The following is an 11,558-nucleotide window of genomic DNA, read 5'->3' on the forward strand; positions in this document are numbered from 1 at the left end:
GTCGAATCACTAACGACTACTGACTAATAACTGCTTTTGTTGCATCTTGTAACAAGATATTCCAAAATCTTGGCAAAACAAGGAAAAGTAGTAAACGAACTGTTCAAAATCTATTCAGGTTAGGAGGTTTTCAGCCATGCCTATCTTAGATACTCTGTACATTGCTCAGATATCTTCCATCTCAGATACTCAAGTCTACATCGCTCTTGTTGTAGCCTTGATCCCAGGAGTTCTAGCTTGGCGATTAGCCACAGAACTTTACAAATAACGCTCCGATGTGACACAGTTGAAAAGCTAATAATCCTGGCAGTACGGGGTGCAATTTTTAGAAGCTTGTGGTTTCATGCCATAAGTAGCTCCAAATCTTGCACTTACGTAAGCCAGGTTATTTTTTAACTGGTGCGACACTTGTAGCTATTTCAAAAAAATGAAGTAATATGACAGCTAAATCAAGCAGTAATTAGCGCCAGAGGGCTTTTACAGTGCTTCCCTTCACTAAGCGAGGTTATCTTTTAGCATCATGAACGCGATTCAACCCTCTAGACCACCGTTACAACCTATACAAAAACGCCGGGTCATTTCTCGACCAAAGCGGCATCTTCGTCAACGTTCTTACCAGGTGATGGCACTGGAAAGTACAGCCAAAATAGCGGTCAATCTTGTGATTACTGCCGTTGCAGCATCTGCTTTAACACAACTCTTGCCTTATCATTGGTTACAGCAAGAAAAATTGCGAGAAATGAGTACTGAAGTCAAGCTGATGGAAGGACATGTCAATGGTTTGCAGGCAGAATTTAGCCGTAACTTTGATCCCCAAGAAGCTAAAATTATTAGACAACGCCAAGGATACCGATTCGATCCCAGCCAGCGTCAGATCGTGTTGATGAATCAAGATCGCCGAGAAGATGAGCAAACAGACTCGTCACCCTAAGACAAATGGCGAATTTGGGATTATTTAGGTTAATTGTGATTCAGGCTACGTATAAACCGGGTGTAATTTATATTATTGCTAATAAGTAATGGTTAATAGCTAATTTTTGAATAGCTATGTAGTTATCATCTATTAGTCATTAGCGATACAGCGTCACTAAACTCTAGTTCAAAATTAATCAATTATTTTGAATTTTGAATCCCCCAGAAGAACTAATCTACCAATTAGGACGCTGATTGAGATAGTAACTCGTCTAGCCAATTTTCAAGTTGAAAACGCAAACGACAACCAGTAATATCATTATCGTTGTCGAGAGAGGGCAGTTGAGTGAGGGCGCGACGATAATCAGCGATCGCACAATTCCAGTCACCCCAAAGATGGTAAGTTCTGCCGCGTTCAGCCCAGATATGACCTTCTAGTTGACCGAAAAGCAGTGCTACCTCAAAATTCTCAATTGCCTCCTCGTATTGCCCTAAATCACGCCAGGTAATACCTCGGTTAATCCATGCCCGGATATGGTGAGGTTTCAAATCAATTGCTCGATCGTAGTCGGTAAGTGCTACTGCTAATTCTCCACAAGCCGCGTAGTAATTTGCTCGGTTATTATAAGCACTAGCCAAATAGGGATTAAGTTTCAGGGCGGTGTTGTAGTCGTAAAGCGCTTTTTGCCTTTCGCCACTTTGGAAATAAATTAGCCCTCGGTTGTTGTAATCAACAGCATTGTGGGGATGGCGGCAGATTAGTTGGGTTAAAAGTGCGATCGCTTCAGCATAATCTCCTTGTTGAGCCAACCTCAAAGCACAAGAGCGCAAGTCGCTATCCCCAAAAATAGATTCGCTGCGATCGCTTTTCCTCCGTTCTTGAAGTTTGCTTGTAGTATTTAAAACATACTTATATTGGTTACTTTGCTGGTCATCGTCGGCTAAAAATGAGTAAATATTCATCTTTCCCTGCTTGAAATACCTGCTTTTTTAAATAAAAGTCTAGTTTTTTAACTCTGGTGGTTTTACCACTGTGTCTATTCTCAAGGTATTTATGGTTACTTGAAAGCCATCTTAAGACTGAGATTAAACTACTCATACCAGTAGAAATCTACCCCTTAAATAAACAATTGCTCCTCAAACCTATTTATAGATACTCGATCCCGAAGATGAATCCAGAAATAGCAGACGTTAATCTCAAAGACTAGTCAAGTAGTGAGAGCAGCAAATTGGTAGAATGCCAACAAGCCGTTCGTTAAAGAGGGGATGAGGAAGCAAAGGAGCAGGGAAGCATACTTCTCTACGAGAGGCTGCGCCAACGACTACGCTCAGTAACCGGGGGAGCAGAGGAGCAGGGGGAGAATAACTGTTAACTCTTAACTCAGCACTGTTTTGCCCAATTCCCCATGTCCCATTCCCTAAATTCAATTTTTAAGTTTTGAGAAATTTCCCGATGACAACTGCAATTTCCTATCCCAATGCCCCTGATTTAGCAATTGATGATTACATTGTGATCGGCTTGGCAACCTGCTTCGTCAAAGAAGATGGAGAAGTTTATCAAATCGAAGTTATAGAACCAATACCCTCTGCGGCTTTGGAAGCGCTATTAAAGGGCATTCCTACCTCCTATAAGCTGGCTCATGCCACAACTCTGGGATCTGTGCTGGATGGCGATTCACCACTGCTGCCAGATGGCTTTCCAGAATCGGCTCAGTTTGGAGAGGAATTTGTGCCACGGGCATTTGCAGCAGCTCGTACCTACAAGCGTCGTGAATCTGCAAAATCTCTGATTCCATTGGGTACAAACTACACTGAATTTAAGTATTCCATTGAGCGGAAACGGGTGTTAAACGCCGCCAGAGTTGTAACCAAAGAAGATAACGTTAAACAGCATTCTCACACTCACAAAGTGCTTTAAGTAATTATGCTAAAACTTTACGGTGGCGCTCGTAGTCGAGCATCAATTGTTCACTGGTATTTAGAGGAATTAGGAATTCCTTACGAATTCGTCAAGCTTGATATGCAGGCGGGTGAACACCTTAAGCCTGAGTATTTGGCAATCAACCCATTTGGTAAAGTTCCAGCAATTGTTGATGAGGATTTTCAGGTTTGGGAATCTGGGGCAATTTTGTTGTATCTTGCCGATAAGTACAGTAAAACTCCACTTTCACCAAAGGAAAATGCTGTATTTTCCCAATGGGTGTTGTTTGCCAATGCTACCCTTGGCTCAGGAATTTTTGTAGAAGCAAATCGGGAGCGGGAAATGCCCCGCTTGTTGACTCCCTTAAATGAAATTTTCAGTAAGCAACCTTTTTTACTTGGCAATGATTTTACTGTTGCTGATGTAGCAGTGGGGTCTATTTTGAATTACATTCCCATGATCCTGAAGCTAGACCTCAGCCCCTATCCAGCGGTGTTGAACTATATGAAGCAGTTATCTGAACGTCCGGCATTTCTAAGAAGTATTGGCGGACGGACTTAAAATAATTCGTAATGACGCTCCTGCGTCGCTAACGTAATTCGTAATTCGTAATTGAATTTTTAACTACGAATTACGAATCTTTTAACGATAATTTGTAAATTGCAAAGCAACTGGGTAGTCTTCTTGTTTTAGCCGCTGCATGACAACTTGCAAGTCATCTTTAGATTTGGCAGAAACCCGTACAGCATCCCCTTGAATTGAAGCTTGTACCTTTTTAAATTCATCCCGAATCAATTTGGAAATTTGTTTGGCGATTTCCTGACTTATGCCTTTTTTGAGTTTGATTTCTTGACGCACGCGATTACCACTGGCTGATTCAACCTTGCCAAAATCAAAGATTTTTTGGGAGAGGTTACGCTTGGCGGCTTTTTCTCGCAGAATGGTGTGTACGGAATCTAAGGTAAACTCGCTGTCAGTGCTAACGTTAATGCTTTCTTCGACTAACTCGACAGTAGTTTCAGTGTCTTTGAGGTCGTAACGACCTTTGATGTCTCGTATAACTTGATCGACGGCGTTAACCAACTCTTGTCGGTCAAAGTCGCTCACAATGTCAAAGGAAAAAGTAGAAGCCATAAAACATTTTGGATTTTAGATTTTGGACTTCGACTTCGCTCAGTCGAACGATTTTGGATTGGGTATTGAGTATTGAGAAAACTCTTTCCCAGTCCCCAGTTCCCATGCCCCAATTAATTAGTAGCTTGGATGATGCTCAAGAAAAAGAGAGTGGCACAGCTAAAGATACCAATGGCAAACATGAGCGATCGCAAAAGGGGTATATTCAAAATATAAAAAATCGAGTATAGGAAACGGGCCACCACAAAAGCGATCGCCGCTACTTGGGCTGTAAAAGAATTTACACCAGTTACATAAGCCATCAATGCGGCTGCGGCAAACACCATAAAGGCTTCAAAGGTGTTCTGATGTGCCCAAGTAGCTCGTTGGGCATAAGGTGGCAATTTATCAAACATGGCGCGAGGAGTAGAAAGCATTTCAGGCCCAATACGCACACGGGCATAAGCTACCACCAAAAATGGCACATAAATTAGAACGACGGCAGCAGCGATCGAGTACAAAAAAATTATCATTACTTATTAGTCGTTGGTTATTAGTCATCAGTCATCAGTCATCAGTCATTAGTCAAATACAAATGACAAAAGACAAATGACAAATGACTAATCAAAGTAGAAAAGCGTTACCACTTTTCTTTGTTCTTCTGCATCCTGACAAGTTTGTAACAGGGTGCGACTGTCGTGAAACGCAAAGCAGATTAGTTGCTGGCAACGGGAGACAATCTCCTTATTGCACAAGTAACTAGCTTCCGCCAGAGATAGATTATCATTACTGGGATTCTCGACTAGATGCATTACCTGTTCTAGTTGCTGGCGCGATTCTAAAGGCTGGCGTTCCAGGCTTTGGGGTAGAATCACCGTCAACAAATTTGCATCAGCCCGCGTTGCTCCCTTGATGGCCGCTGAATTCGTACCTGTAGCACCAGAAGTAATGATTCGATTACCCGATAAAACTAGGGCATAAGTCATCATTTCAATAAGATTCTGATGCGTTATCGGGACGTGACGAGAACCCAGCAAAGCAATTCTTTTAGAACCTGTTTGCTGGATTGTCGCCAATTCTTGGGCTAATGTATCGAGGTTAATAAGGTCTGTTGATTGGCTCAAAGATGGAGATAATCAGACTAAACGACCCAGATATTTTACCAAACAGCGTGTAGATGCGAAGAAAACTTAAGTTAGACATTGCAACTATTTTTCGATGATGTGATATCCAACGACGTGCAAGATCAGCAGTTCTGCCTATGTAGAGAATTTCCCCAGAACCAGAAATCGCGAAATAGATGGCTGGACAGTCAGGGAGATTAGCTTTTTTCTCCAATGGAAGGGAGGGTAGTTTCAGGGGATCAATTGCCGTTAAATCCATTTTCTCCTAGTTCCAGTGACTTCTATAGCCATCACTAATAAGACCCCACCAAATTCTTACTTCAGTAGCTTCAAACTTCAGTAGCTTCAAATCATCCGGGATCGAATCCCGGATGATTTACTCCTTCTGTCTCCTGCCTCCTGCCTCCTTCAATACACTCATGAATCTAAGACAATGCCGCTGCGGGAGTTAAACCTAGTTTGGATAACAAGCGGTCAATGTCAAAATGCTCGGACATCAACTGGCGAATATACTGAACCTTAATAGGCTCGTGGACACGGACTTGACCAAAAGTGCGGTCAACAATTCCGACAGTAGTGAGGGTATCTAAGTCAACAGACAAAATGGGTATTTCTAGTTCTTCAGCGCGACTGAGAATGAACGGTGGGGGTGGTAGTTGCCCAGTGAGAATTAAACATTGGGTAGAAGTTTCCAAAGCCGCTTGCTGAATTTCCACCCGATCGCCTCCTGTCACCACTGCCATATTCCGGCGTTTGCGGAAATATTTCACAGCTGAATTGACATTCATCGCTCCAATTGCCAGACTTTCTACCAACAAATCCATGCGATCGTTACGACAGAGAACATCAGCCTTTAACTGCTTGACTAGTTCGCCAACACTCACACTGCGGAGCAAATCGCTGTTTGGCAACATTGCTAGCACTGGAATACCCTGCTGTTCCAAAAATGGTAGCACGAGAGTTTCAACTGCTTCTAGTTGAGTGACAGGGATATCATTGATCACAACTCCAATCAAGCGATCGCCCACACGCCTTTTAGCAGCCAATAGTGCCTCAACCGAAAGCAAGGATTTATAGCGGCTTACTAACAGCACACCAGCATCCAATACTTCAGCCATTTGCAGCAAAGACAAATCAAACAAATTGCCTTCGGACAAATCACCAGGCCCTTCCAATAACACCAAATCTCCTTGAGACTTATGTAAATATTGCTGTATTAGGGACTGCTGATAATCGGTTTTGTCTTCCCCCCGTAAGCGCTTTTGCACATTTGGTTCATCCAAAGCCAGCATTGTAGGTGCAACGCGGTTTTCCGGCAAATTGAGGCTAAGAGCGATGAACTGGACATCTTCCTCAATTACGGTTCCACTGGACGAATTGAAAGACGTACCGAGCGGTTTACCGTAGGTAATATCCAGACCTTTTTGCTGTAGCTGATGAGACAAACCCAGAACAGTTGCAGATTTACCGCTGTAATTCTCGGTCGATCCAATCAGCAAATATTTAGGGGATTTTGGCACACATGCACTCCTAATTTCAAAAGTCAGAAGAACCCAGCTAGGTGTTTCCTAATTCTAGTTCCTTCTGGCAAAAGCCTCTCGCTCTCACAAATTAAGCTTTCCCAGAATTACCTTTTGAATAAGCAGGGGCAGAAGAAAGGTTTTTTCCTTGTGTCGGCTCTGCTAACCTTTACACCTACTCTTGAAGATTTGTAATTACGGTTTGTGCTATGGCGGTTCTCAGTTGAGTGAGGTAAAAGAACCCCGCAAGCGAGGAGGGTGGTTTCATACAACGAGAGAAAAATTAAAACTGGGTTTCAAAGCCTCTCTCCGCTTGCGTAACGGCAGGCTGACGCCAACGGGGAAGAGGAATGGAAGTGGGGTCAAAATCTATGGTTATACATGAGAAATCAAGACTTATGTATTTTTCTTTTTTCGTATGAAACCACTCTGCTCCCCGCTCTTCGAGAGGGGACTATGATGTACCTCATGTGATTAGTAAACGCTATAATTTGAGTGCTTCTGAATTGTTCACTGCCATTTTGCAGGAAGCCAATTTCAAGAATGTGGGTTTGAATCATACCGATTTGGCTGGCGCTGATTTGAGCGGAGCTTCTCTCAACATGGCCAACCTCACTGATGCTAATTTGGCTGTTGTTAAAAATGCCAACATTCAGTGGAGCTATTATGTACACCACTACCTAGCGCGATGTGCGACTTATTCTTAAAACCCCTCTCCAAACCTCTCCCCGAAGCGGAGAGAGGCTTTAAGTCTTGCTCCCCTTCCCTTGTAGGGAAGGGGCTGGGGGTTAGGTTTGAGAGAAAGTTGCACACCGCGTTACCTATGCCGGATGGTAGTGTTGTTCGCAGTCGGGAAGTTTGTGAATGCAGATCGCAATTCAGATGCGATCGCCGCTACTTTTAATAATTTTAAAAAGTATTTAATTATATCTAAAAAAGCTGGTGATTAAAAGTCAAGATAGCCTAGTTGCAGAAGCAAGCTATGCCCATTGCGGATGAAGTGGCACAATAAAGAAAGTACTGCGATCACCTACGTTAAATTGGAAGCGATCGCAGGCAAAATCATTCAATACTTTCCTCAAAAGCCCAACACCTGCATTGATTTTTCAAGAACTTCTTTGGGGCGAAATGGTTTAGTTAGATATAAGTCTGCACCAACCTCAAGTCCTTTTTGTTTATCAAATTCCTGTCCCTTAGCTGTCAAAATTATAATGTAGATATCAGTCATTTGTAAGTCGTGTTTTACAACATGGCAGACTTGCAGACCATTCATTTTCGGCATCATCACATCAAGAAAAACCAGGTTTGGTTTTTCAGCTTTAATAGTTTCGAGAGCTTCTTCTCCATTTCTAGCAGTTAGAAGTTCAACACCCTCATCTTCTAATGCTTCTAAAGCTTGTTCCATCAAAATCAAGATATTGGGTTCATCGTCAACAATTAGAATTTTCTGGGTCATGGGGATTGGTGATTGAGGATTGGGAAGTGGGATTGGGCATTGGGCATTGGGAATTAAAGATTAGGGATTAGAATAATTCTTTACCATTTCCCAGTTTCCAATCCCCAATCCCTAGCGATTACTGTTCAGACAACATAATAAAAAATACATTTTCCAACTCTTTCTCAAAGCGTAGGGTTTTCACCAAATCGGCTTCTTGAGAGAAGATAGAATCGATGATAATCATGTCAGGTTTGGCTGACAGGGCTTTATAAATGCATTCTTGCGGATCGGAGGCTTCAATCACGCTGTATCCCTGAGTTTGCAGTACATCTGATAGGGTTTTTAAGGCTGATGCATTTTTATCTACAACCAATACCTTTTTACTAGAAGTGCCTTGGTAAAGCAGCGAGCCAATTTCGTTGAGGAGTTTTTCTGTATCAATGGGCTTGGTAAGATAGCGATCGATGCCAATGTGATAGCCCCGTTCTTTGTTTTCAATAATTGACAGAATGATAATTGGAATGTCTGCGGTCTGAGGATCATTTTTGAGAACGGCTGCCACATCGAAGCCGTTGATTTGGGGCATCATCACGTCCAAGAGAATCAGATCGGGACGGGCTATTTTGATTTGATGAATTGCATCCATGCCGTCCTTTCCTTCGCGAACATTGTAGCCTTCGTTTTCCAGTTGTTGACGCAGCAGTTCGCGAATGTTAGCGTCATCATCTACAACCAAAATGGTTTTACGGTTTTGGTTCAACACAGCGCTTTTGGTGATGACGTGTTCTTTGAGTTGTTTGACAAGCGTATCCAAATTCAGATTAGCAGTGGTTTTTTGATCGCTGGCATAGGTGGGAATGATGAACGAGAATATGCTGCCTTTACCTGGTTCACTTTCAACCCAGATTCTACCGCCGTGATGATCGACGATTTGTTTACAGATGGGCAGTCCTAACCCTGTGCCTTTGGGTTTGTCGGTGAGGGTGTCGCCAACTTGGCGGAATTTCTCGAATACTTTCGGCTGATCTTCGGGTGCAATCCCAATACCCGTATCGATGACGCTGATGCAAACACCGTCATTTCCTTGTTTAACGCGACAGGTGACACAACCAGATTCAGTAAACTTAACGGCATTGGAAATCAGGTTGATTAAAACTTGCAGCAGACGGTTGCGATCGCCTACTATCTGAGGCAGTCCAGGTTCAATCTCGCTGACCAATTGCAAGCCATTGGTTTCAAATAATCCGGCGGTAGAATTGGTTGCCCAATCCATTAATTCGCTGGGATCAATCGGCTGCATGTGCCATTCCACCTTACCTGCTTCCATCTTGGCGATATCCAGGACATCGTTAATCAAAGACGTGAGCCGTTCTGCTTCCGACACAATAATGTTGAGATTGTCAGCTACCCGCTTAATCGTTTTTTGAAGCTTACGGTCTTCGGTAGAAATCATGGGGAACACATCGGTTTCCAGCTTTTCTTGAATGATGGACGCAAAACCGAGGACAGAAGTTAGTGGCGTCCGCAGCTCGTGGGAAACTGTTGAGATGAAATCGGTCTTCATCTGGTCGATTTCCTTTTCTGCCGTTACATCTCGAATCAGTAGTGCAGAACCAAAGCAGGTAGAGGGTTCTGAATCTGTTGTCTTTTTGAAAATGGCGGTTGCTACTGCTTGACCAATACGTTCTTTGGTCAATGCAACTTCGGCAGAGAACACCTCACCGGGATGGGACTGAGTTCGTGCAACCAGGTCTGCTAAACCAGATATCGGCAATTCTCGGTAGTGACCGTTGAGGGCGGTAGCTGTCAATTCATACATGGCTAAAAAAGCAGGATTGAAGTGGGTAATTTGTCCTGTGGTGTCTGCCACTAACAAACCATCAGCTAAGTTATCTAAAATGGCATTTAATCCCTGTGCTTCTGCTAGGGTATTTTGCAGTGCAGCTGTCCGCTCTATAACTCTGGCTTCTAATTCTTGATTCAGTTGCCGCAGAGAGATTTCTGCTTGTTTGCGGGCAGTGATGTCGGTATTGATTTCCAGCACCGCGCAGGGCTGACGGTCGATGTCCCGTTGCAACGTCCATCGGCTCTGGACGATAATCAGTTTGCCTTCATGGGTCAGATGTTCCACTTCTCCTTCCCAATTACCTTGATCTAATAACTCTGCGATAATTTCTTCCTTTGGCTTGAGAAAGGTTTTTTTGATAAAAGCCTGAATGCATTGGCCTTTCACTTCTTCACGCGTCCAACCGTAGAGTCTTTCGGCACCCTGATTCCAGTGAGAGATTTTGTCGCCCATGTCGCGGACGATGATGGCATCGCTGGAATGATTCAACATATCCAATAAACGTTGATTTTCAGCTTCTGCCTGCTTGCGATCGTGAATATCAGTACAGGTGCCAATCCATTCCCGAATACTGCCGTCTTTTTCCAGGACGGGCGCACCACAGACAGAGAAGTAGCGGTATGTGCCATCCTTGCTACGCAGCCGATATTCGGTTTGGTAAATACCTCGGTTTGCCACAGCAGCATTCCAAACTTCTGTAGAGTTGGCACGGTCATCGGGGTGAATTGGATCGATCCAGCCCCAACCTTCTACTTCAGCTTCGCTCTGCCCCGTATAGTCCATCCAGGTGAGCATTTCACTGCTTATCCCCGATCCTTCCGGGGTAGCTCCCCAGATGATCTGTGAAGTAGCAGTTACTAAGGAGCGATATCGTTCTTGAAGACGCTGATTTTCGGCTTCTGCCAGTTTGCGATCGTGAATATCAGTGCAAGTACCTACCCACTCGCGGATACTGCCGTCTTCTTCTAAAATGGGAGTACCACAGGCAAAAAAGTAGCGATAAGTGCCATCTTTGCCACGCACCCGATATTCCACTTCATAGAGGCTGCGGTTAGCCACAGCAGCACTCCAAATTTCGGCGGTGAGGGGACGGTCATCAGGATGAACGGCATCTAACCAGCCCCAGCCATCGGCTTCAGCTATTGTCTGACCCGTGTAGGCTCTCCACTCAGACATGTCTGCCTTTTGCAGTCCGTCAGGAGTGGTAATCCAAACCATTTGGGAGGTAGCTGTCACTAAAGAGCGGTATCGGGCTTCGATACACTCCTTTTCGGCTTCTGCTACCTTGCGATCGTGAATATCAGTGCAAGTGCCTACCCACTCGCGGATGCTACCGTCTTCTTCGAGGACAGGTGCGCCACAAACAAAGAAGTGGCGGTATGAGCCGTCTTGTCCACGAATCCGGTATTCAATTTCATAGAGGCTGCGGTTGGCTACGGCTACACCCCAGGCTTGGGCGGTGAGGGGACGATCATCAGGATGAACGGCATCAATCCAGCCCCCATTTTCAGCTTCAGCTAGACTTTGACCTGTATAAGCTATCCAGCTTGCCAGTTCAAAACATATTCCTTCTGATGTAGATACCCAGACAATTTGCGTGGTAGCTGTCACCAAAGACCGAAACCGTTCTTCACTCTGTTTTAAGATTTTTTTGTATTCATCAAGTTGGTTAAACATAGTTGAG

At 44.0% G+C, this 11,558-nt stretch carries 14 protein-coding genes; 6 read left to right on the plus strand and 8 right to left on the minus strand.

Annotated elements, in window-relative coordinates:
- Nucleotides 1–178 precede the first annotated feature (178 nt).
- Entirely contained in the window at nt 179–268 is a 90-nt protein-coding gene (psaM, locus tag QUD05_RS15040) for a photosystem I reaction center subunit XII (RefSeq protein ID WP_040630342.1), read from the plus strand.
- A gap of 252 nt (nt 269–520) precedes the next feature.
- Nucleotides 521–931 carry a slr1601 family putative cell division protein gene (locus QUD05_RS15045; protein ID WP_289796765.1) on the plus strand — a complete coding sequence of 137 codons (411 nt, stop codon included), beginning with the start codon at nt 521–523 and terminating at the stop codon, nt 929–931.
- Nucleotides 932–1,155: 224 nt separating this feature from the next.
- Here the strand turns inward: QUD05_RS15045 and QUD05_RS15050 are convergent, their stop codons facing one another.
- Nucleotides 1,156–1,875 (minus strand): tetratricopeptide repeat protein, encoded by a 720-nt coding sequence (locus QUD05_RS15050; RefSeq protein ID WP_289796766.1) that lies wholly within the window; start codon nt 1,873–1,875, stop codon nt 1,156–1,158.
- Nucleotides 1,876–2,365: 490 nt separating this feature from the next.
- On the opposite strand from QUD05_RS15050, the gene QUD05_RS15055 reads away from it, so the two are divergent.
- The gene (locus QUD05_RS15055) at nt 2,366–2,830 is read left to right on the plus strand and encodes a hypothetical protein (protein WP_289796767.1); all 465 of its coding nucleotides are present in this window, start codon (nt 2,366–2,368) and stop codon (nt 2,828–2,830) included.
- A 6-nt stretch (nt 2,831–2,836) separates the two neighbouring features.
- The gene (locus QUD05_RS15060) at nt 2,837–3,394 is read left to right on the plus strand and encodes a glutathione S-transferase family protein (protein WP_289796768.1); all 558 of its coding nucleotides are present in this window, start codon (nt 2,837–2,839) and stop codon (nt 3,392–3,394) included.
- Between the two features lie 81 nt (nt 3,395–3,475).
- On the opposite strand, the gene QUD05_RS15065 is transcribed toward QUD05_RS15060, so the two are convergent.
- The 5 genes from QUD05_RS15065 to QUD05_RS15085 form a co-directional block, all read right to left on the minus strand.
- Nucleotides 3,476–3,967: a YajQ family cyclic di-GMP-binding protein gene (locus QUD05_RS15065; RefSeq protein WP_012411046.1), complete on the minus strand. Its 492-nt coding sequence runs from the start codon at nt 3,965–3,967 to the stop codon at nt 3,476–3,478.
- Between the two features lie 113 nt (nt 3,968–4,080).
- Nucleotides 4,081–4,479: an MAPEG family protein gene (locus QUD05_RS15070; protein ID WP_289796769.1), complete on the minus strand. Its 399-nt coding sequence runs from the start codon at nt 4,477–4,479 to the stop codon at nt 4,081–4,083.
- An 87-nt stretch (nt 4,480–4,566) separates the two neighbouring features.
- Nucleotides 4,567–5,070: a hypothetical protein gene (locus QUD05_RS15075; protein WP_041565591.1), complete on the minus strand. Its 504-nt coding sequence runs from the start codon at nt 5,068–5,070 to the stop codon at nt 4,567–4,569.
- Nucleotides 5,045–5,329 carry a GIY-YIG nuclease family protein gene (locus QUD05_RS15080; RefSeq protein ID WP_289796770.1) on the minus strand — a complete coding sequence of 95 codons (285 nt, stop codon included), beginning with the start codon at nt 5,327–5,329 and terminating at the stop codon, nt 5,045–5,047. The genes QUD05_RS15075 and QUD05_RS15080 overlap by 26 nt, the downstream gene beginning before the upstream one ends.
- A gap of 166 nt (nt 5,330–5,495) precedes the next feature.
- Nucleotides 5,496–6,590 carry a phosphotransacetylase family protein gene (locus QUD05_RS15085; protein WP_289796771.1) on the minus strand — a complete coding sequence of 365 codons (1,095 nt, stop codon included), beginning with the start codon at nt 6,588–6,590 and terminating at the stop codon, nt 5,496–5,498.
- A gap of 491 nt (nt 6,591–7,081) precedes the next feature.
- On the opposite strand from QUD05_RS15085, the gene QUD05_RS15090 reads away from it, so the two are divergent.
- A complete protein-coding gene (locus QUD05_RS15090; RefSeq protein ID WP_289796772.1) occupies nt 7,082–7,297 on the plus strand; it encodes a pentapeptide repeat-containing protein in 216 nt (71 codons plus the stop codon).
- Nucleotides 7,298–7,384: 87 nt separating this feature from the next.
- A complete protein-coding gene (locus tag QUD05_RS15095; protein WP_289796773.1) occupies nt 7,385–7,540 on the plus strand; it encodes a hypothetical protein in 156 nt (51 codons plus the stop codon).
- 128 nt (nt 7,541–7,668) lie between these two features.
- On the opposite strand, the gene QUD05_RS15100 is transcribed toward QUD05_RS15095, so the two are convergent.
- Together QUD05_RS15100 and QUD05_RS15105 are read right to left on the minus strand one after the other, a co-directional pair.
- Nucleotides 7,669–8,046, minus strand: coding sequence for a response regulator transcription factor (locus QUD05_RS15100; protein WP_289796774.1), 378 nt, complete (start codon nt 8,044–8,046; stop codon nt 7,669–7,671).
- A gap of 118 nt (nt 8,047–8,164) precedes the next feature.
- The gene (locus tag QUD05_RS15105) at nt 8,165–11,551 is read right to left on the minus strand and encodes a PAS domain S-box protein (RefSeq protein WP_289796775.1); all 3,387 of its coding nucleotides are present in this window, start codon (nt 11,549–11,551) and stop codon (nt 8,165–8,167) included.
- Nucleotides 11,552–11,558: the final 7 nt, after the last annotated feature.

Source organism: Nostoc sp. GT001 (assembly GCF_030382115.1).
Lineage (GTDB): Bacteria > Cyanobacteriota > Cyanobacteriia > Cyanobacteriales > Nostocaceae > Nostoc.